The sequence below is a fragment of the uncultured Nocardioides sp. genome, from assembly GCF_947489365.1.
In the GTDB taxonomy this organism is placed as follows: Bacteria; Actinomycetota; Actinomycetes; order Propionibacteriales; family Nocardioidaceae; genus Nocardioides.
In genome coordinates this window covers 75,336-95,749 of record NZ_CANLDB010000010.1, presented here as the reverse complement: position 1 = coordinate 95,749, position 20,414 = coordinate 75,336, and the positions used below count along the sequence as shown (strand labels likewise).

At 72.6% G+C, this 20,414-nt stretch carries 19 protein-coding genes; 10 read left to right on the top strand and 9 right to left on the bottom strand.

From position 1 onward, the window contains the following. Window positions 1-332 precede the first annotated feature (332 nt). The gene (locus Q0858_RS20575; RefSeq protein WP_299058237.1) at window positions 333-2,078 is read right to left on the bottom strand and encodes an MDR family MFS transporter; all 1,746 of its coding nucleotides are present in this window, start codon (window positions 2,076-2,078) and stop codon (window positions 333-335) included. Further along, entirely contained in the window at window positions 2,075-2,599 is a 525-nt protein-coding gene (locus tag Q0858_RS20570; RefSeq protein WP_299058236.1) for a MarR family transcriptional regulator, read from the bottom strand. Before Q0858_RS20570 ends, Q0858_RS20575 begins: the two co-directional genes overlap by 4 nt. Before the next feature lie 296 nt (window positions 2,600-2,895). Here Q0858_RS20570 and Q0858_RS20565 point away from each other — a divergent pair, with 296 nt between their 5' ends. After that, window positions 2,896-3,099: a cold-shock protein gene (locus Q0858_RS20565; protein ID WP_056863399.1), complete on the top strand. Its 204-nt coding sequence runs from the start codon at window positions 2,896-2,898 to the stop codon at window positions 3,097-3,099. A 96-nt stretch (window positions 3,100-3,195) separates the two neighbouring features. Here the strand turns inward: Q0858_RS20565 and Q0858_RS20560 are convergent, their stop codons facing one another. Continuing rightward, window positions 3,196-4,278, bottom strand: coding sequence for a hypothetical protein (locus Q0858_RS20560; RefSeq protein WP_299058235.1), 1,083 nt, complete (start codon window positions 4,276-4,278; stop codon window positions 3,196-3,198). Window positions 4,279-4,322: 44 nt separating this feature from the next. On the opposite strand from Q0858_RS20560, the gene Q0858_RS20555 reads away from it, so the two are divergent. The 6 genes from Q0858_RS20555 to Q0858_RS20530 all read left to right on the top strand — a co-directional run bounded on the left by Q0858_RS20555 (window position 4,323) and on the right by Q0858_RS20530 (window position 10,781). After that, window positions 4,323-5,219: an NUDIX hydrolase gene (locus tag Q0858_RS20555; protein ID WP_299058234.1), complete on the top strand. Its 897-nt coding sequence runs from the start codon at window positions 4,323-4,325 to the stop codon at window positions 5,217-5,219. Window positions 5,220-5,468: 249 nt separating this feature from the next. Further along, a complete protein-coding gene (gene pstS / locus Q0858_RS20550) occupies window positions 5,469-6,569 on the top strand; it encodes a phosphate ABC transporter substrate-binding protein PstS (RefSeq protein ID WP_299058233.1) in 1,101 nt (366 codons plus the stop codon). Window positions 6,570-6,717: 148 nt separating this feature from the next. Continuing rightward, window positions 6,718-7,647 carry a phosphate ABC transporter permease subunit PstC gene (pstC, locus tag Q0858_RS20545; RefSeq protein WP_299058232.1) on the top strand — a complete coding sequence of 310 codons (930 nt, stop codon included), beginning with the start codon at window positions 6,718-6,720 and terminating at the stop codon, window positions 7,645-7,647. Next, complete coding sequence (gene pstA / locus Q0858_RS20540; RefSeq protein ID WP_299058231.1) at window positions 7,644-8,720, top strand: phosphate ABC transporter permease PstA; 1,077 nt, start codon at window positions 7,644-7,646, stop codon at window positions 8,718-8,720. Before pstC ends, pstA begins: the two co-directional genes overlap by 4 nt. Before the next feature lie 57 nt (window positions 8,721-8,777). After that, window positions 8,778-9,557, top strand: coding sequence for a phosphate ABC transporter ATP-binding protein PstB (pstB, locus tag Q0858_RS20535; RefSeq protein WP_299058230.1), 780 nt, complete (start codon window positions 8,778-8,780; stop codon window positions 9,555-9,557). Window positions 9,558-9,728: 171 nt separating this feature from the next. Further along, window positions 9,729-10,781: a hypothetical protein gene (locus Q0858_RS20530; RefSeq protein ID WP_299058229.1), complete on the top strand. Its 1,053-nt coding sequence runs from the start codon at window positions 9,729-9,731 to the stop codon at window positions 10,779-10,781. Between the two features lie 116 nt (window positions 10,782-10,897). Here Q0858_RS20530 and Q0858_RS20525 read toward each other — a convergent pair whose 3' ends face one another. From Q0858_RS20525 to Q0858_RS20515, 3 genes are all read right to left on the bottom strand, one after another. Beyond that, entirely contained in the window at window positions 10,898-11,902 is a 1,005-nt protein-coding gene (locus tag Q0858_RS20525) for an inorganic phosphate transporter (RefSeq protein WP_299058228.1), read from the bottom strand. A 7-nt stretch (window positions 11,903-11,909) separates the two neighbouring features. Further along, on the bottom strand, window positions 11,910-12,533 hold the full coding sequence (locus tag Q0858_RS20520) for a DUF47 family protein (protein WP_299058227.1): 624 nt from the start codon (window positions 12,531-12,533) through the stop codon (window positions 11,910-11,912). 99 nt (window positions 12,534-12,632) lie between these two features. Then, a complete protein-coding gene (locus tag Q0858_RS20515; protein ID WP_299058226.1) occupies window positions 12,633-14,822 on the bottom strand; it encodes an RNA degradosome polyphosphate kinase in 2,190 nt (729 codons plus the stop codon). 164 nt (window positions 14,823-14,986) lie between these two features. On the opposite strand from Q0858_RS20515, the gene Q0858_RS20510 reads away from it, so the two are divergent. After that, window positions 14,987-16,060: an alpha/beta hydrolase gene (locus Q0858_RS20510; protein WP_299058225.1), complete on the top strand. Its 1,074-nt coding sequence runs from the start codon at window positions 14,987-14,989 to the stop codon at window positions 16,058-16,060. 193 nt (window positions 16,061-16,253) lie between these two features. Here Q0858_RS20510 and mshD read toward each other — a convergent pair whose 3' ends face one another. Both mshD and Q0858_RS20500 read right to left on the bottom strand, forming a co-directional pair. Further along, window positions 16,254-17,135 (bottom strand): mycothiol synthase, encoded by an 882-nt coding sequence (mshD, locus tag Q0858_RS20505; RefSeq protein WP_299058224.1) that lies wholly within the window; start codon window positions 17,133-17,135, stop codon window positions 16,254-16,256. Then, a complete protein-coding gene (locus tag Q0858_RS20500; protein WP_299058223.1) occupies window positions 17,132-17,854 on the bottom strand; it encodes a response regulator transcription factor in 723 nt (240 codons plus the stop codon). Before Q0858_RS20500 ends, mshD begins: the two co-directional genes overlap by 4 nt. A 70-nt stretch (window positions 17,855-17,924) precedes the next feature. Between Q0858_RS20500 and Q0858_RS20495 the strand changes: the two genes are divergently transcribed. Together Q0858_RS20495 and Q0858_RS20490 are read left to right on the top strand one after the other, a co-directional pair. After that, window positions 17,925-18,251: a MoaD/ThiS family protein gene (locus tag Q0858_RS20495; RefSeq protein WP_299058222.1), complete on the top strand. Its 327-nt coding sequence runs from the start codon at window positions 17,925-17,927 to the stop codon at window positions 18,249-18,251. A 40-nt stretch (window positions 18,252-18,291) separates the two neighbouring features. After that, window positions 18,292-19,509 carry a metallophosphoesterase gene (locus Q0858_RS20490; protein WP_299058221.1) on the top strand — a complete coding sequence of 406 codons (1,218 nt, stop codon included), beginning with the start codon at window positions 18,292-18,294 and terminating at the stop codon, window positions 19,507-19,509. A 22-nt stretch (window positions 19,510-19,531) separates the two neighbouring features. Here Q0858_RS20490 and Q0858_RS20485 read toward each other — a convergent pair whose 3' ends face one another. Beyond that, window positions 19,532-20,353 carry a DeoR/GlpR family DNA-binding transcription regulator gene (locus Q0858_RS20485; RefSeq protein ID WP_299058220.1) on the bottom strand — a complete coding sequence of 274 codons (822 nt, stop codon included), beginning with the start codon at window positions 20,351-20,353 and terminating at the stop codon, window positions 19,532-19,534. Window positions 20,354-20,414 lie beyond the last annotated feature (61 nt).

Sequence of the window (20,414 nt, the reverse complement as noted above, 5' to 3'; positions counted from 1 at the left end):
ACGCACCGCCGTACGACGTCGAGTCGGCCCGAACGCACCGCCGTACGACGTCGAGTCGGCCCGAACGCACCGCCGTACGACGTCGAGTCGGCCCGAACGCACCGCCGTATGACCCCGAGTCGGCCCGAACGCCGTACGTTCGGGCCGACTCGGCGCTCCTGAGGTGAGCGTTCGGGCCGACTCGGCGCTCCTGAGGTGAGCGTTGGGGCCGACTCGGCGCTCCTGAGGTGAGCGTTGGGGCCGACTCGGCGACATGACGGTGCGGGCGCCCCGACGCATCGACTGCATCGGGACGCCAGCACGGTTCCGTCGGGGCCGGGCCGGGTGAGCGGTCAGCGGCGGTGGGTGCCCACCGACTCGGCCTTGTGGGCACCGGGCTCGTGCGGGTCGTCGACCGCGGCAGCGGTCTCGGACCCCCGGGCGGCCGGGCCGGTCTCCGGCTCGGGCTCGGTGGCGCCCTCGGCGAGGGCTCGCTCCTCGGCCATCTGCTCGATGCCGGTCTTGGTGCCGAGCGGCAGGTTGGGCAGCAGCGCGACCGCGATGAAGGCGACGATCGCCAGCGGGACGGCGGCGAGGAAGACGTGCGCCACGGCCTCGCCGTACGACTGCTCGACGACCAGGCGCACCGGGCCGGGCAGCTCGGACAGGTCGGGGATCTGGCCGCTGCCGCCGGAGCCCATCGCCGAGGCGGGGACGCCGAGCGAGAGCAGGCCGTCGGTGATCCGGCTGGAGGCCTGGCTGCCGAGCAGCGCGCCCATCGCGGAGACGCCGACCGCGCCGCCGAGGCTGCGGAAGAAGGTCACCGACGAGGAGCCGGCGCCCATCTCGGTCACGGGGAGCACGTTCTGGGTGACGAGCATGAGGTTCTGCATCACGGCGCCGATGCCGATGCCGACGATCGCCATGAAGATCACGAGGTGCCAGAACGGCGTGTCGTAGTGGATGGTCCCCATCAGCGCGAGGCCGACGGTGAGGAACAGCGTGCCGGTGACCATGTAGCGCTTCCAGACGCCCGTGCGGCTGATGAGCTGGCCGATCACGATCGACGAGACCACCGAGCCGAGCACCATCGGCAGCGTCAGCAGGCCGGACGTGGTCGGGGTCTCGCCGCGGGCGAGCTGCATGTACTGCGACAGGAACACGGTCGTCCCGAACATCGCCACGCCGACCGCGATGCTCGCGATGATCGTCAGCACGACGGTTCGGTTCCTGAACAGCCACATCGGCAGCAGCGGCGAGTGCGCCTTGCGCTCGACCAGCACGAACAGGACGGCGGCGAGGATCGAGCCGCCGACCATCACGTACGACGTCACCGACGCCCAGTCGAAGCTCGAGCCGGCCAGCGTCACCCAGATCAGCAGGGTCGAGACCGCGGCGGTCACGAGGAAGGCGCCGAGGTAGTCGAGGCGGACGTCGCCGGTCCGCGCGCGCTTCGGCAGGTGCAGCGTCTTCTGGATGACCAGCAGGGCACCCAGCGAGAGCGGGACGACGAGGAAGAAGTTCGCGCGCCAGCCGATGGCGTCGGTGACGAGGCCGCCGAGCAGCGGGCCGCCGATGGTGCCGATCGACATGACGCCGCCGAGCACGCCCATGTACTTGCCGCGCTCACGCGGGCTGATGATGTCGGAGATCACGATGATCGCCAGCGACATCAGGCCGCCGACACCGAGGCCCTGGACGCCGCGGCAGGCGATGAGCTGACCGGCGCTCTGGCTGAACGCCGCCAGCACGGAGCCGATCGTGAACAGGCCGAGCGAGAGCTGCAGGAGCAGCTTGCGGTCGAAGATGTCGGCGAGCTTCCCCCAGACCGGCGTGGAGACGGTCATGGCGAGCAGGGTCGCGGTGACGACCCAGGTGTACGACGACTGCCCGCCGCCGAGGTCGGCGATGATCCGCGGCAGCGACGTCGACACGACGGTGCTCGACAGGATCGCGACGAGCATGCCCATCATCAGCCCCGACAGGGCGGTGATGATCTCCCGCGGCGTCATGGGCGCGGGGGAGTCGGCGGCCGGGGTGGCCGGGGTGGCCGCCTCGCTCTCCGCGCGGGTGGTCGGGTCGGGTGGTGCGGTGGTCATCGAGCGCTCTCCTGCAGGGTGCGAGGGGTGGTGTGGGTGGTCGGGTCGTGGGGGACGGCGTCGGGCAGCCGGGAGACGCCCTCGTGCAGCCGCGCCATGAGGCGGGCCAGCGTGACGGCGTCCGCGGGGTCCCAGTCGCCGAGGACGGTGTCGATCGAGGCGATGAGGTCCGCGTGGACCCGGGTGAGCAGGGCGCGGCCGGACTCCGTCAGCGACAGCCGGTGGGCCCGGCGGTCGTCGGGGGAGACCTCGCGGGCGACGAGGCCGTCGTCCTCGAGCTGGCGGACCTGCCGGCTCGCCACGGGCAGCCCGACGTGCTGCGCGGCAGCGATGTCGCTGACGCGGGCGGCGCCGCCCTGGGCGCTGGTCTCGGAGATCACCCGCAGCGCGGTCAGGCCCCCGGGACCGACCTCGTCGGGCACGAGCCGGGCGATCTCGCGGCGCAGCGGACCGATGAGACGCAGGGCCTCGACGATCTCGCGGCTGGCCCGCAGGCCGGCGTCCGCGTCGGTGACTGACATCCGTTCCTCCCACAATGATTGCTTTCGGCAATGGTAACCCTGGGCAATCGGTCTTTGTTCCCGTGGTGGTCATCCACAGTTCGGACGCGGGGATGGCGCGAGGAGGGGGACGGCTTGGTACTGTCGGAGGCGTTACAGGTGCATGTGTCTTTGCAGGTCGAACGCCCGCGGAGTTCGTGTCCAACGGCGTTTCTTTCCGTCAGCTCCTTGCTGCGGGTGGGAGCGACGTGTCACCCGCATTACCTGTGGCGGGTCGCCGAGGTGGCGACTCACACTGATAGAGGAGTACCAGCACCATGGCTCAAGGCACCGTGAAGTGGTTCAACGCTGAGAAGGGCTTCGGCTTCATCGCGCAGGAGGACGGCGGCGACGACGTCTTCGTGCACTACTCGGCGATCCAGACCCAGGGCTACAAGTCCCTGGACGAGAACCAGAAGGTCGAGTTCGACGTCACCCAGGGCCCCAAGGGTCCCCAGGCGGAGAACGTTCGCCCGGTCTGATCCGAGCGACACCAGAACTTCTCGAGGCCCCGACCGGCACTGCCGGTCGGGGCTTCGTCATGTCCGGGGCCCGTGCCCGGCGCGCGTGTCCGGGGCTCAGCAGGTCGCGAACAGCAGCGGACCGCTCGACAGGTCCGAGAGCAGCAGCTGCCGGGGCCGCGGGTCCATCTCGAGGACGACGGTCCGCCCGTCGGCCACCACCGAGTCCAGCGCGAACCGCGTCCGGAAGCTCCCGCCCTGCCCGGTCGCCGGACCCGAGGCCAGCCGGGCCCGCGGGTCGGCGTTGTCCCGCGCCTGGTCCTCGGTCTCGAACGACAGGGCGGTCCGGACGCCGCCGCCCGTCATCTCGGCCATCGCGAAGGCGGTGATCGGGTCGACGTCGCCGCCCTCGGCCACCGCGGCGTCGACGAGCCGCTCGGACGTCGCCTGGGCCTCGGGGTCGGTGCGCGAGGTCCCGAGCTCGACGCAGGCCCACTCGGCGGTGGCGACCGCGGCCGCGAGCGGTGCCACGCCGTCGGACACCGCACCGACGGCGTCGCCGACCTCCTCGGCCATCGACGGCTCGTCGCCGAGGGCCGCGTCGCGCGCGGTGTCGAGGTAGCCGCGGGAGTCCGACGTCAGCACCAGGCCCTGGTCGGCCAGCACGACGACGTACCCGAACACCGCGCTGATCGTGGGGTCCACCCGCGCGAGCAGGTCCGCTCCGCCGTCCCACACGCCGTCGTCCGCCGACGGGGCCGTGTAGCCGAGGTCGTCGAGCGTGCCGGCGAGCGCCTCCGCGTCGTCGTCCTCGACGCCGAGGGCGACGACCTGGCCGTCCGCGGACTGGCTGAACCCCTCCCAGCCGACCGTCGCGGGGGAGAGACCGAAGGAGTCCTGCAGGCCCGCCGCGGACGACACCATCGCCGAGGTCGACGTCAGGTCGGAGGCGAAGGCGTCGTCGAGGAACCGGGTCACGACGCTGCCCGGCGAGTCCGCGTCGACGTCCGCCCCGACCTCCTCGCGCACCCCGGCCCAGTCGGTGAACGAGAGCCGCTGCGACGACGCCGGGGACACCTCGGCGGCGCGGACGAGGTCGCCCTCGGGCGCGGTGACGACCCGGTAGGCGACGACCGCGGCACCGGCCACCAGCGCGAGGGCCACGAGCCCGCCGACGACGACCACGAGCCGTCTGCGCATGGGGCGGGTCCTCCTGGGTCGCGGGTGCTGTGAGACTAGCCGCCATGGCGCAGCACAGGCACGTGGTCGCCGCCGGCGCGGTGGTGACGCGGCGGACGTCCCGGGGCGGTCCGCCCGAGGTGCTCCTGGTCCACCGACCCCGCTACGACGACTGGTCGCTGCCCAAGGGCAAGCTCGACCGCGGCGAGCACGCCACCACAGCGGCCCTCCGCGAGGTGGCCGAGGAGACCGGGCTCGACGTGCTCCTCGGTGTCGCCCTCACCGAGCAGCGCTACACCGTCGGCTCCGGGCGCGCGCGACGCAGCAAGACCGTCCACTACTGGACCGCGAGCGTCCTCGGGGACGACGACGTCGCGGGCTACCGCCGCGCCGACGAGATCGACGAGGTCGTCTGGATGCCGTGGGCGGACGCGCTGGCGCGGCTCACGTACTCCCGCGACCGCGCCACCGTGCGCGAGGCCGCCGTCCACCAGCGGCGCAGCGACCCGCTGCTGGTCCTGCGCCACGCCGACGCCCACTCGCGCAAGGCCTGGCGCCGCGACGACCGCGTCCGCCCCCTCACGGCGTCGGGGGAGCGGCAGGCCGAGCGCCTCGTCCCCGTCCTCTCGGCGTACGGCGTCGAGCGGGTCGTGACCTCGCCCAGCACGCGCTGCACCCAGACGGTCGCGCCGTACGCCGCCACGCTGGCGCGCAAGGTCCGCAACCGCGACGCGCTCAGCGAGGAGGGCGCCACCGCGGCCGGCGTCCGCGACGTCGTCGAGGAGGCCCGCGACCTCGGCCGGCCGGTCGTGCTGTGCACCCACCGGCCCGTGCTGCCGCTGGTGTACGCCGCCCTGGGCTCGTCCGAGCCCCGCCTGGAGCCGGCCGGGCTCCTCGTCGCGCACCACCGTGACGGGCTGGTGCTCGCCTGCGGGCCCCTCGACGCGCCCCTCGGCCGCTAGCGCTGGTCCCGGCCCGACGTGGCCCGACCCGCGCCGCGGGTCACGCCCCGGTCTCGGGTGGGCGAACTCTGCCCCACCGGGCGGCGCCGCGCGTGACCTGCGTCTCTCGTTTCGCCGTCCCGGCGCCGAGTCTCCCGCCCCCGTTCACCGCTCGTTCACCGCCGACGGCCGGACGTGTCACCTCGGCTCCCTAGCGTCTGCGACGTCAACGAGATCACCCCTGCAGTGAACACGAACCAGGAGTACGAAGTGCGCATCACTTCCCAGCGGTCCCCCCGGGCCCTCGTGCCCGGCCTCGCGGCCGTGGCGCTGTCCGTCGTCCTCGTCGGCTGCAGCGCCGGCAACGAGGGCGGCTCGACCGACTCCGGCGCCGAGGAGACCGGCCTGTCCGGCACCATCGCCGGTGCCGGCGCGTCCTCGCAGGAGGCCGCGCAGGGCGCGTGGCAGTCCGGCTTCCTGGACGCCAACCCCGACGTCACGGTCAACTACGACCCCATCGGCTCCAGCGGCGGCCGCGAGCAGTTCATCGACGGCGGCGTCGCGTTCGCCGGCTCCGACGCCTACATGGACGACGAGGAGCTGACCGCCGCGACCGAGCGCTGCAGCGGCGAGGACCCCATCGAGGTCCCGGCGTACGTCAGCCCGATCGCCGTCATCTTCAACCTCGAGGGCGTCGACGAGCTCCAGCTCGACCCCGAGACGATCACCGGCATCTTCGAGGGCGACATCACGACGTGGGACGACCCCGCGATCGCCGCCACGAACGACGGCGTGGACCTGCCCGACACCGCCATCACCCCGGTCCACCGCGGTGACGACTCGGGCACCACCGAGAACTTCACCGAGTACCTCGCGGCCGCCGGCGGCTGGAGCGAGGAGCCCAGCGACGTGTGGCCGATCCAGGGCGGCGAGGCCGCGACCGGCACCTCCGGCGTGGTCGAGGCCGTCGGCGGCGGTGACGGGACCATCGGGTACGCCGACGCCAGCCAGGCCGGCGACCTGTCCGCCGCGACCGTGCAGGTCGGCGACGAGTTCGTGGCCCCCAGCCCCGAGGCCGCGGCGGAGATCATCAACGCCTCCCCGCGCGTCGAGGGCCGCGAGGCCAACTCGATGGCCGTCGACATCGACCGTGAGACCGAGGAGGCCGGCGTCTACCCGGTCGTCCTCGCGTCGTACATGATCGCGTGCCCGACCTACGAGGACGCCGACGAGGCCGCGCTGGTCAAGGCCTACCTGTCCTACGTCGTGAGCCCGGAGGGCCAGGAGGCCGCGGCCGAGACCGCCGGCTCCGCGCCGCTCTCGGACGACGTCAGCAGCGAGGCGACGGAGATCGTCGACCAGATCAGCTGACCGTGCCCGACGCCGTGCACCTCGGTCCCGGAACCGCGCCCCCCGCGGTTCCGGGACCGTGCGCGGTGGATGGCAGCGTCGTCCCCCACACTGACGACGCAGGCAGGACACGGCACGGACGACGGCGCGACGAGCGCGAGGAGCACGAGTGAGCACGACGATCGACGAGGCCCGCGGGGCAGGACGTCGGCCCGGCGACGCGATCTTCAAGGGGACGGCGGTCGGCGCCGCGCTGGTCATCCTGCTGGCCCTGGCCGGGGTCGCGGTCTTCTTGCTGTACGAGGGCGTGCCCGGCATCCTGGGCGCCCGCGAGGAGACGGGCAGCAGCTTCGTCGCCTACGTCTGGCCCCTGGTCTACGGCACCCTGGTCGCCGCGGTCATCGCGCTCGTGATCGCCACGCCGCTGGCCTTCGCGATGGCCCTGGTCATCAGCCACTACGCCCCGAAGCGCCTCGCCAAGCCGCTCGGGTACATCGTGGACCTGCTCGCCGCGGTCCCCAGCGTCGTGTACGGCGTGTGGGGCATCACCGTCCTCGGCCCGCAGCTCGTGCCGATGTACCGCTGGCTCGCCGAGACTGTCCCGTGGATCCCGTTCTTCGCGGGCCCGGCGTCCACCACCGGCCGCACCATCTTCACCGCGGGCGTCGTGCTCGCGATCATGGTGCTCCCGATCGTCACGGCCATCTGCCGCGAGATCTTCGCCCAGACCCCGACGCTGCACCAGGAGGCCGCGCTGGCGCTCGGCGCCACGCGCTGGGAGATGATCCGGATGACGGTCTTCCCCTACGCCCGCTCCGGCATGATCTCCGCGGTCATGCTCGGCCTCGGCCGCGCGCTGGGCGAGACCATGGCCGTCGCGCTGGTGCTGTCGGCCAGCGGCGTCATCACCCTGAACTTCATCTCGAACACGAACCCCTCCACGATCGCCGCGAACATCGCGCTGCGGTTCCCCGAGGCCACCGGGTTGGCCGTCAACATCCTGATCGCCAGCGGGCTCGTCCTGTTCGCGATCACCTTCGCCGTCAACTTCGCCGCCCGCGCCATCGCGGGTCGCTCCGCCCGGAGGATGAGCCGATGACCCAGACGCTCGAGAAGCCCTCGGCGTCCCGCGACGCCATGCCGCTGTCGGGTCCCCGCCTGCCCGCCGCGGCGCCGTACGTCGTCGGCGTCGCCGCCCTCGCCGTCGGCGTCGGCGTGGGCCTGATCCTCGGCGGCGGCGTGATCGCCATGGGCGTGCTCGCCGCCGTGACCTTCATCGTCGGCCTCACCGTCTGGGCCTGGGCGCTCGAGGGCCGGCGCGGCGGTGTCGACCGCCTCGCCACCTCGGTGGTCTGGTCGGCGTTCCTCGTCGCCCTGGTCCCGCTGCTGTCCCTGGTGTGGACCGTGCTGTCCAACGGCCTCCCGGCGCTGTCGCCGGAGTTCTTCACCTACTCGATGCGCGGCGTGATCGGCGACGAGCAGGGCGGCATCTACCACGCCCTGATCGGCACCCTGCTGATCACGCTCGGCGCCGCGGTCATCTCGATCCCGGTCGGGGTCATGACGGCGATCTACATCGTGGAGTACGGGCGTACCGCCAAGCTCGCGAAGGCCATCACCTTCCTGGTCGACGTGATGACCGGCATCCCGTCGATCGTCGCCGGCCTGTTCGCCTACGCGCTGTTCGTCCTGATCTTCGGCCCCGGCATCCGCATGGGCTTCGGCGGCTCGGTGGCCCTGAGCCTGCTGATGATCCCGATCGTGGTGCGGGCGACCGAGGAGATGCTGAAGCTCGTCCCGGACGAGCTCCGCGAGGCGGCGTACGCGCTCGGCGTGCCGAAGTGGCGCACGATCGTGAAGGTCGTCCTGCCGACGTCCCTGAGCGGCATCCTCACCGGCGTGACGCTGGCCGTCGCCCGCGTCATCGGCGAGACGGCGCCGCTGCTGATCATCGCGGGCAGCACGGACTCGGTGAACTTCAACCTGTTCGCCGACCGGATGCAGACCCTGCCGGTGTTCATCTACTACTCGTACACGCAGCCGGGCGTGCCGCCCGAGTTCGGGCAGGAACGCGCCTGGGGCGCGGCGCTCGTCCTGATCGCCATCGTCATGGGCCTGAACCTGCTGGCCCGCCTCGTCGGCAAGATCTTCGCCCCCAAGACCGGGCGCTGACGCGCCGTCCTGCAGCAGCCCGCACCAGCATCGCCCAGAAGAGGACACACTGAGATCATGGCCAAGAGCATCGACGTCTCCGACCTGAACATCTACTACGGGGACTTCCTCGCGGTGCAGGGCGTGAACATGACGATCAAGGCCCGGTCGGTCACCGCCTTCATCGGCCCGTCGGGCTGCGGGAAGTCGACCTTCCTGCGCTCGCTGAACCGCATGCACGAGGTCATCCCGGGCGCCCGCGTCGAGGGCAAGGTCGTCGTCGACGGGCAGTCGCTGTACGACCCCTCGATCGACCCGGTCGCCGTACGCCGCCAGATCGGGATGGTCTTCCAGCGCCCCAACCCGTTCCCGACGATGTCGATCTACGACAACGTCCTCGCCGGCAACCGCCTCAACTCGCGCCGCATGAAGAAGGCCGAGGCCGACGGCATCGTCGAGAAGTCCCTCAAGGGCGCGAACCTCTGGAACGAGGTCAAGGACCGCCTCAACAAGCCCGGCATGGGCCTCTCCGGCGGCCAGCAGCAGCGCCTCTGCATCGCCCGCGCCATCGCCGTCGAGCCCCAGGTCCTGCTGATGGACGAGCCCTGCTCGGCGCTGGACCCCATCTCGACGTCCGCGATCGAGGACCTCATCCACGAGCTGAAGTCCGACTACACGATCGTCATCGTCACCCACAACATGCAGCAGGCCGCCCGCGTCTCCGACGAGACCGGCTTCTTCAACCTCAAGGCCACCGGCGAGCCCGGCCAGCTCGTGGAGTTCAACCCCACCAAGAAGGTCTTCTCGAACCCCGACGAGTCCGCCACCGAGGCGTACATCTCCGGTCGCTTCGGCTGAGCCGCTCCGCCCCCTTCTCCACAGGTTCCTCCCTCCCGTGCGGGTAGTCCCCTGAGCAACTGCTCCTAAAAGGCCCTTGACGGAGCGTTTCCTCAGGGGACTATCCGCGTCGTCCCCAGGGGCTGTGGAGAGACCCCGACCTCGACGGGGCGGATCGCCGACCATCTCCGGGTGCGACCCGCGCCCCTCGATCTGCGACCCGGCCTCGTGTGGCCGGTCCCGATCGACCCCACCGGGCGCCGCGGCCCCACGCCGGGATCGGCCCGGGGTCCCCGGTGGCGCCGCAGCGGACCCGGGCTCTACGTGCCGTCGGACGTCGACGCGCACGCCCCCGAGCAACGCGTCGTCGAGGCGGCGGCCCGTCTGCCGGCATCGGGGGCCATCACCGGCTGGGCCGGGTTGAGGTGGCTGGGGGCGACCTGGCTGGACGGGCGTACGCCGGACGGGCGCGCCGAGCGTGACGTCGTCCTGCTCGCGACCAACGCCGACATCCGCCCCTTCCCCGGGCAGCGCTTCTCCGCCGAGCGGCTCAACCCCTGCGAGGTGAGGGTGGTCGACGGGGTCCCCGTGACGGTCCCGGTGCGCAGCGTCTGCTTCGAGCTCCGCTACCCCGAGGGGGAGCGCGAGGGGATCGTGGCGGCCGACATGGCGGCGTACGCCAACCTGGTCTCCCGTGCCGAGATCGGTGACTACCTGCCCCACCTCTCAGGCTGGACCGGTGTGCAGAGGGTCCGCGACGCGCTGCCCCTGATCTCGGAGAACTCCTGGTCCCCGCCCGAGACCCGGATGCGCCTGGTCTGGCTCCTGGACGCCGGCCTGCCGCCGGTGCTCTGCAACCAGCCGGTGTTCGACCGTCGGGGCCGTCACCTCGGGACCCCGGACATCCTCGATCCGGTAGCCGGCGTCCTGGGCGAGTACGACGGTGCCGAGTTCCACCTCGGTCCGAGCAACCGCCGCCGCGACGTCGGCCGGGAGGACGACCTGCGAGCGGCCGGACTCGAGACGTTCAGCGTCGTGGCCGGTCAGACCGCCGACCGCGACGGGCTCGCCGCCCGCATGCTGCGTACGCGGGCTCGTGCCCGCTGGCAGGACCCCGCCACGCGCGCCTGGACACTCGTCCCACCGGCCGGGTGGCGTCTCCGCCTCACCGTCGCCGACCGCCGCGCGGGCTGTGGTCGACCCGCCGTCCACAGCCGTGGCCCACCCGGCGCGGTAGTCCCCTGAGCATCTGCTCCTCAGACCGCCTCGGACGAGCAGTTGGTCAGGGGACTACCCGCAACGGCGCCCCGGAACCTGTGGACGACGCCCGCCACGCGCCCGGAGGACCGGTCGGAAAGACGTCAGATGCCCAGGACGGCGTACAGCACGACGTAGGAGCCGGCGGCGACGAGGCCGGCGGCGGGGAAGGTGAGGACCCAGGCGGTGAGGATGGAGCGGGCGACGCCCCAGCGGACGGCGGAGAGGCGCTTGGTGGCGCCGACGCCCATCACCGCGGAGGTGATGGTGTGGGTGGTGGAGATGGGGGCCTCGTAGACGTACGCCGTCGTGTACAGCACCGAGGCGGCCACCGACTCGGCGGCGAAGCCGCGGGCGGGGTCGAGGTCGATGATGCGGCGGCCGAGGGTCCGCATGATCCGCCAGCCGCCCGACCAGGTGCCGAGCGAGATGGCGGCGGCGGCCGAGAAGATCACCCACAGCGGGAGGTCGTCGCCCGCGGAGGCGTAGCCGCCGGTGAGCAGCGCCAGGAAGATGACGCCCATCGTCTTCTGGGCGTCCTGGAGGCCGTGGCCGAGCGCCATCGCCGCGGCGGAGACGGTCTGCGCGGCGCGGAAGCGGCGGTTCGCGCGGCCGGGGTTGGCGCGGCGGAAGATCCACATGATCGCCAGCATCACCAGGCCGCCGGCGGCGAAGGCGAACAGCGGCGAGAAGATCATCGGGATCAGGACCTTGTCGACCACGGTGTCCCACTTGACGACCGTCCCGGCCGCCACGGCCGACCCGACGAGGCCGCCGATGAGGGCGTGGGACGACGACGAGGGCAGCCCGAAGTACCAGGTGACCATGTTCCACGCGATCGCCCCGAGCAGCCCCGCGAGCACGATCACGAGGCCGTGGGCGTCCGAGGGTGGACTGATCACCTCCGACACCGTCGTGGCGACCTTCTGGCCGAGGAAGGCGCCGACGAAGTTCATCACCGCCGCCATCGCCAGGGCGACCCGCGGGGTGAGGGCCCGGGTGGAGACGGAGGTGGCGATCGCGTTGGCGGCGTCGTGGAAGCCGTTGGTGTAGTCGAAGACCAGGGCGACCACGACGACGGTGACGATGATCGCGAGCTCGGCGCTCATCGGGCTGTCAGGACTCCTTGACCGCGATGGTCTCCACCGTGTTGGCGACCTTCTCGAACGCGTCGACGGCGCCCTCGAGGGTCTCCACGATGTCCTTCAGCTTCAGCACCTCGATCGCCTTGTACGAGCCGCCGAACAGCGCGGCCAGGATGCGACGGTGCTGCTTGTCGCCGGCGTTCTCGAGGCGGTTGATCTCGATCCAGTACTCCGACAGCTCGGAGTCCTTCATCGACCGCAGCCGCGGCATCGCCGCCGCGGTGATCTCAGCGCATTGCTGGAGGACCTCGACCTGCTCGGAGAGCTCGGCGGGCAGCTGCTTCACCTCGTACAGCAGGATGAAGTCGACCGCCTCGTCCATCAGGTCCATGACGTCGTCCAGACCGGAGGCGAGCCGGTAGATGTCCTCGCGGTCGAACGGCGTCACGAAGGTGCTGTTCACCGCCCGGATGATCGCGTGGGTCGTCTCGTCGGCGGCGTGCTCGGCGTCGCGCATGCGGCGGGCGACGTCCTCGTGGTCGGCGCCCTCGGCGAGCATCTCGGCGAGGAGGCCGGCACCCACGACGAGGTGCTTGGCCGACTCCGTGAAGAGCTCGAAGAACGATGCGTCGACCGGACGGAACCGGAAAGCCACTGCAGACCTCGATGGGTGGGGGACGGACGGCGACCCACTCTAGGACCGCCGCGTCGTCACCGGGCAACCCGCCCGGTACGACACGCCCCCGCCGTCACCTCAGCCGCGGCGTCGGCGCTGCTGCGCGATGAGCTCGTCCTGGACGTGCACGGGCCCGCGGTGGCGGGTCCAGGCGCCGTCGGTGTCGAGGTGCCAGGTGTCGGCGTCGTCCGACAGGCCCAGGTCGAGGAGCCGGGCGACCTCGGCGATGGCGGCCTCGCTGGGCAGCCGCACCAGGACCTCGACGCGCCGGTCGAGGTTGCGGTGCATGAGGTCCGCGGAGCCGATCCACACGGCCGGGTCCCCGCCGTTCTCGAACCACGCGATCCGTGAGTGCTCCAGGTAGCGCCCAAGCACCGAGCGCACCTCGATGGTCTCCGACAGACCGGGTACGCCGGGCCGCAGCGAGCAGATGCCGCGGACCCAGAGCTGCACCGGCACCCCGGCCTGGGAGGCCAGGTAGAGCGCGTCGATGACGGCCTCGTCCACGACGGAGTTCGCCTTGATCCGCACGCGGGCGGGTCGCCCGGCGCGGTGGTGGGCGATCTCCGCGTGGATCTGCGTGACCAGCCCCTCGCGCACCGAGTCCGGCGCGACCAGCAGCCGCTCGTACGAGCTCTGCCGCGAGTAGCCGGACAGGTTGTTGAACAGGTGCGCGACGTCCTCGCCGATGACCTCGTCGGCGGTCAGCAGCCCGAGGTCCTCGTAGTGGCGGGCGGTCTTCGGGTTGTAGTTGCCGGTGCCGATGTGGGTGTAGCGGCGGATGCCGTCGGGCTCGTCGCGCACCACCATCGAGAGCTTGCAGTGGGTCTTCAGGCCGACGAGGCCGTAGACGACGTGGCAGCCGGCGTGCTCCAGCTTGCGGGCCCAGCGGATGTTGGCCTGCTCGTCGAAGCGGGCCTTGATCTCGACGATCACCAGCACCTGCTTGCCGGCCTCGGCGGCGTCCACGAGGGCGTCGATGATGGGGGAGTCGCCGGAGGTGCGGTAGAGCGTCTGCTTGATCGCGAGGACCTGCGGGTCGGCGGCGGCCTGCTCGAGGAAGCGCTGCACGGACGTGGCGAACGAGTCGTACGGGTGGTGCAGCAGGACGTCGCGGCGGCGTACCGACTTGAACACGTCGACCGGCGAGGACGACTCCACCTCGGCGAGGTGCGTGTGCGTCGACGGCACGAAGGTCGCGTACTTCAGCTCCTCGCGCGGCAGGTCGGCGATGTCGCCGAGGCCGCGCAGGTCGAGCGGACCCCGGAGCTTGAAGACCTCGTCGTCGGTGACGTCGAGCTCGGACTTCAGCAGCCCCAGCACGTCCGGGTCGATCGACTCCTCCACCTCGAGGCGGACGGCGGGCCCGAACTTGCGGCGCAGCAGCTCCTTCTCGAGCGCGGCGAGGAGGTTCTCGGCGTCGTCCTCCTCGACCTCGAGGTCCTCGTTGCGGGTGACCCGGAACGAGAAGACCTTCACGATCTCCATGCCCGGGAAGAGGCGCTTGAGGTGCTCGCGGATGACGTCCTCCAGCGGCACGAACCGCTGGTTGCCGAGCGGGACGAACCGGTCGAAGATCGGCGGCACCTTGACGCGGGCGAAGTGCTCCTTGCGGGTCTTCGGGTGCCGCACCATGACGGCGAGGTTCAGCGAGAGCCCGGAGATGTAGGGGAACGGGTGCGCCGGGTCCACGGCCAGCGGCGTCAGCACCGGGAAGACCCGGTCCTTGAACAGCCGCTTGCAGTGCTTCTGCTCCTCGCGGTCCAGCTCCTCCCAGCGCAGCAGCTGGATGCCCGCGGACTCGAGCTCGGGGGTGAGGGTGTCCACGAACAGCGCGGAGTGGCGGTCGGCCAGCTCGCCGGTCTTGGCGTGGATCGCGTTCAGCACCTCGCGGGGCATCAGCCCGGACGCGGCCCGGACGGCGACCCCTGCGGCGATGCGCCGCTTGAGGCCGGCGACGCGGACCATGAAGAACTCGTCGAGATTGCTCGCGAAGATCGCGGCGAAGCGGACCCGCTCCAGCAGCGGCAGGCCGGTGTCCTCGGCCAGCTCGAGCACCCGCTGGTTGAACGCGAGCCAGGACAGCTCGCGGTCGAGGAAGCGGTCGTCGTACTTCTGGACGGCGCCGATCGCCTCGGGGTCCGGCACGTACGGCGGCTCCACGTCGAAGCTGTCCGACCCGACGGCGGCCGACGGGCCGAGGTCGACGGGACCGTCCTCGACCGACCCGGCGACGTGGGCGGCCAGCGAGGAGGGGTCGGTCGTCATGGGTCCCATCCTTCCACCGTCCGGTGAACGGAGGGTGACCCGAGAACGACCCCGACGGACTCGCCGGTGAGTTCTGCGCCACTCGTCGCGACGCGCCCCGTCGCGCATCCCGCGCGACGCCCGGGACCCGCGCCGGGTCGGGCGTCTCGATAGTGTCGCTGGCCATGGTCAGACGGCGAGGTGTGGCGGAGCTGGCGCGTGCGGCGACGCTGAAGACGGTCCTGGCGCTCCCGGGCGCCGTACGGCGACGGCTCACCTCCCCGCAGGTGCAGCAGGGGCAGTGGCTGGCCAACGACGTCCGCCTGATGCTCCGTCTCGCGGCGCTGGCCGGCGAGCCGCAGCTCGGCGACCTCGACATCGAGGGGACCCGCGTGGCGCTCGACCAGCAGACCGCGGCCGCCGGCGGCCGCCGCCGGGTGGCGTCGGTGCGGGACCTGCTGCTGGGCGCGAACGAGGGCGAGGGCGCGGGCGGGCCCGGCGCCCTCCGGGGCCGGCTGTACGTGCCGCGGTCGCGGCTGCTGGAGCAGCGGGCGCCCCTGCTGCTGTTCTTCCACGGCGGCGGCTTCGTCTCCGGCGACGTCGAGAGCCACGACGGCCCCTGCCGGTTCCTCGCGGAGGAGGCGGGCGTCCGGGTGTTGTCGGTCGAGTACCGCATGGGTCCCGAGCACCGGTTCCCGGCGGCGCACGACGACGCGTGGACGGCGTACCGCTGGGTCGTCGAGCACCCCGACCTCGTCGGCGCCGACCTGGACCGGCTCGCGGTCGGCGGCGACTCCGCCGGCGCGAACCTGGCCGCGCACGTCGCCCGCCAGGCCGCCGCGGAGGGGCTGCCGCTGGCGTTCCAGCTGCTGGCCTACCCCATCACCGACGCCACCCGCACCGGCGGCAGCCGCGACGAGTACGCCGAGGGCTTCCTGCTGACCGGCCGGTTCATCGACCAGGTGACCGAGGCGTACACCCCCGACCCGGCGACCCGCACCGACCCGCGCATCTCCCCGCTGCTCGCCGAGGACGTCCCCGCCGGGCTGGCGCCCGCGCACGTGGCGACCGCCGGGTGGGACCCGCTGCGCGACGAGGGCGAGGACTACGGCTTCGTCCTGCAGCGCGCCGGCGTCCGCACCGAGGTGCGCCGCCACCCCAGCCAGATCCACGGCTTCCTCAACCTCGTCGGCGTCGCCCCCACCGCCCGCCTCGCCACCCGTGAGCTCACCTCGGCGCTGCGGGCGGCCATCGGCTGAGTGCCGAGTCGGCACGTCTGCGCAGCCCAGGGGCCTCGAGTCGGCACGTCTGCGCAATGACGAGCCGCGCTCGGTGCGCAGATGTGCCGACTCGGCGTCCCAGAGGTGCGCAGATGTGCCGACTCGGCGTCCCGGAGGTGCGCAGACGTGCCGACTCGGCGTCGTAGAGGTGCGCAGCCGTGCCGACCCGGCGTCAGGGGCGGGCGTACATCACGTGGGTGTCGACGGCGGCGTGGGTGAAGCCGAGGCGGTCGTAGACGGCGACGGCGGCGTCGTTGTCGGCCTCGACGTACAGCTCGACCTCGCCCACGCCCGGACCGCCGGGGCCCTCGTCGACGAGGTGGTGGAGGCCGGCGAGGGTGAGGACCTTCCCGAGGCCGCGACCCTGGGCGGCGGGGGAGATCCCGAGGACGTAGACCTCGCCGAGCTCCTCGGAGGTCCGCTTCGTCCAGTGGAACCCGAGCAGGTCGCCCGTGGTCGTGTCGCGGGCGAGGAACAGTCCGGCGGGGTCGAACCAGTCCTGGTCCATGCGGGAGGTGAGGTCGTCGTGGTCCATCGCGCCCTGCTCGGGGTGGGAGGCGAAGGCGGCGGCGTTGACGGCGAGGAGGTCGTCGGCGTCGGCGGGGGTCCAGGTGTCGATCCGGATCCCGGCGGGGACCTCCAGGGTCGGCAGCGGCGTGGTGGAGGGCCGCCGCATCACCCACAGCTCCCGCACCGCGTCGAAGCCGTACGACGCCGCGAGCGCCCGGGCGGCGGGGTGGTCGGCGTGGGACCAGGCGCGCAACGGCTCGCCCTCGGTGACCCACTGCACCTCCTCGAGCAGCGCGCGACCCCGGCCTCGGCCCCGCGCGGCCGGATCGACGGCCAGGCCGAGCTCGCCGTCCACGAGCAGGGCGACGCCGTCGTCGGCCAGCCAGAAGCCGACCTCCGCGGCGGGCCGGTCGTGCAGCGCCCGCCAGGTGGCCTCGTCGAAGGGCGCCACGCCGTCCGCGGCCTCGCAGGCGCGGGCGACCTCGCGGATGCGGACGAGGACGTCGGCGTCGAGGGCGCGGTTGGTCGGGGTCGCCGCGGTCATGCGTCGGCGCCGCGGCGCACCTCGGGGGTCTCGCGCTCCTTGGTGGGCAGCACGAACCGGTAGCCGACGTTGCGGACGGTGCCGATCAGGGTCTCGTTCTCGGGGCCGAGCTTCGCGCGCAGGCGCCGGACGTGGACGTCGACGGTGCGGGTGCCGCCGAAGTAGTCGTAGCCCCACACCTCCTGCAGCAGCTGCTGGCGGCTGAAGACGCGCCCGGGGTGCTGCGCGAGGAACTTCAGGAGCTCGAACTCCTTGAAGGTCAGGTCCAGCGAGCGCTTGCCCACCTTCGCCGTGTACGTCGCGTCGTCGACGACGACCTCGCCGGTGCGGATCACGTGCGACTCGGGGTCCTCGGCGTCGCGCGCCGCGGCCAGCCGGTCAGCGGCCAGCCGGATGCGCGCCTCGAGCTCGGCCGGACCGCAGCCCGCGAGCACGACGTCGTCCATGGCCCAGTCCGCGGCGACGACGGACAGCCCGCCCTCGGTGACCACCAGGACCACCGGCACCTGCGAGCCCGTCGTCCTGATGAGCCGGCACAGGTCGCGGCTGGCGGCCAGCTCCTGGCGGCCGTCGACGAGGATCAGGTCGGCGGCCGGCGCCTCGAGCAGGGCGCTGCCCTCGGCGGGCAGCACCTTGACGGTGTGCCGCAGCAGGGCGAGGCTCGGCAGCACCTCGGCGGAGGGCTGCAGCGCGCTGGTCAGCAGCAACAGGGTGCTCATCGCTGGTCCTCGCTGGTCCTGGTGGCGGTCGGCTGCGGAAACCGTGTGAGCACGTGAGGATACTTGACCCATGACGTCGACCAGCACCTCCGCGGACCGTGACGCCGCCCACGGAGGGGTCGTGACCCCCGGGGTCATCGCGGTCCACCTGTGGGCCGCGGCCCGGGCCGCCGCGGGGACCGCGCGCGCCGACCTGTCCGTCGAGGGCCCGCTGAGCCTTGCCGAGGTGACCGCCGCGGTCCTCGGCGAGCACGGCGGGGACGCCCGGCTGCAGCAGGTCCTCGGGGTCTGCTCCGTCCTCGTCGACGACCGCCCGACGGGCACGACCGACCACGCCGAGGTCGTCGTCCGGCCGGGGCAGGCGGTGCAGTACCTGCCCCCGTTCGCGGGCGGCTGACGTGCGCCCGGGGGCCGTCGTGCGCGGTGGGGTGGCCGTGGTGGCCACGGTCCTCGCGCTCGTGCTCGCGGCCGGGCAGGTCGGGACCCCCGCCGGCCCCGGGCCGGCGGAGGCCGGCACCCCCGCGGCCCGCGAGCGGTCCGGCGACGCGCCGTACCGGTTCCTGTCGGTCCCCGACCTGTTCAACGGCGACGTCGCCGACCTGCGGGGCACCGCGACCTGGCGCCCGGGGATGCCCAACTCGTGGAACGAGCACTGGGCCGCCAACGTCGAGAACGTCTTCGGCCAGCTCGCCGCCCAGGACGCCGACGACTACCTCGTCGCGGGCGACCTGGTGGAGGGCCAGTGGCAGCTGGACAAGCGGGACGACCGCGTCTTCGGGACCGGTCCCGCCGCCGTGACCCGCGCCGGCAACGCCTACTACTCGCGGTGGAAGTCCTACTGGCGCCAGGCCGGCGTCGACACCGACCGGGTGCGCGTGGCGGTCGGCGACCACGAGATCGGCGACAACCTGCCGCGGGCCGGGACCCGCCAGTACGCCTACTACGACCGGTTCAAGAACGTCTTCGCCCGCCAGTTCACCGCGCCGGGCGGCCGGCCCCGCTACCGCATGCACCCGCCGACCGGACAGCACGCCGACACCGCGTACGCCGTGTGGCTGGCGCCGTCGGTGCTCCTGGTGAGCGTCGACGTCTTCACCCGCCGCAAGGACCGCGTGAGGACCACGGTCGACGACGCCCAGCTGGCGTGGCTACGACGGGTGCTCGCCCGCACCGAGCCCGACGACACGGTCCTCGTGCAGGGCCACACCCCCGTGCTCGGCCCGGTCCGCACCTTCGCCAGCAGCCACCTCCGGCTCGAGGGCGGGGAGCGCAGCGCCTTCTGGCAGCTCCTGCGCCGGGCCGACGTCGACCTCTACCTGGCCGGCGAGGTCCACGCGGACACCGCCGTCCAGCGGGCCCCGGGCGAGCCCGTGCAGGTCACCCACGGGGGCCTCGCGAAGTACGGCACCATCCGCTTCCTCACCGGCGAGGTCGCGGACGACGGCACCGTCAGGCTGGTCAGCCACCAGATCCGCAGGCGGTCCGTGCAACCCACCAGCCCGCGGGGCCGCCGGCTGTGGAGCACCAACAAGACGATGCCGTGGAAGGTCGTGCTGGACCCGTTCTCGACCGAGACCGGCGGGCTCACCCTCTCCCCGGACGGCGTCGTCTCCGACGACACCGGCGTCCTGCGCCTGAACCCGGACGTCGGCTGAGCCGGGCCCGTCCGGCGGGTCCTCAGGTGGCGACCAGCACCTCCACCCCCGCCTCGCGGAGGCCGGCGAGGTCGGCGGGGTCGATGCCGTCGTCGACGACGACGAGGTCGAACTCGGTCAGCGGCGCGAGCCGGTAGAGCCCGCGACGGGTGAACTTGGTGTGGTCCACGACCAGCACCGACCGGTCGCACGCCGCCATCAGCGCGCGCTTGACCGCGACCGTCTCCTGCGACTGGTGGTAGCACTGCCCGCGGGTGACCGCCGTCGTCGAGGCAATGAGCAGGTCGGCGTGCAACGAGGCGACCCCGTCGACGGTCCGGGGGCCGAGGAAGGCGTCGTACGCCGGGAAGTAGGCGCCGCCGAGCGAGACCAGGTCGATGCCCGGCGTGCCGCCCAGCTCGGCGACGACGGGGCAGAAGTTCGTGATCACCGTGAGCGGCGAGCGGCGGTGCAGCTGGCGGGCGAGGGCGAGCCCGGTCGTCGACTCGTCCAGCATCACCGACTGCCCGGGGCGCACCTGACGCAGCGCGGCCTCGGCCAGGCGGGCCTTGACGTCGGCGAGGTACTGCCGGCGGTGCCGCACGTCGCCGTGGTGGACCGCCGACGGCTCCGCCGTCGCGCCGCCCCGCACCTTGCGCAGCCATCCCTGGCTCTGCAGGAAGTCCAGGTCGCGCCGGATGGTCATGGGGGTCACCCCGAGCTCGGCCGCCAGCTCCTCGATCCGCACCGAGCCGACCTCGACGACGGTGCGCCGGATGCGGTCCTGCCGGGCCCGCGGCGACCGGTCCCGCGTGTGTTCGGACGATGTGAATCGCACAGTCCTCGTGTCGCCTGTCGAGACCATGCCTCCCAGGGTGACTTCTCCTGTCCGGTGCGGCAAGGGGCCCGCGGACGGCAGACCGCCG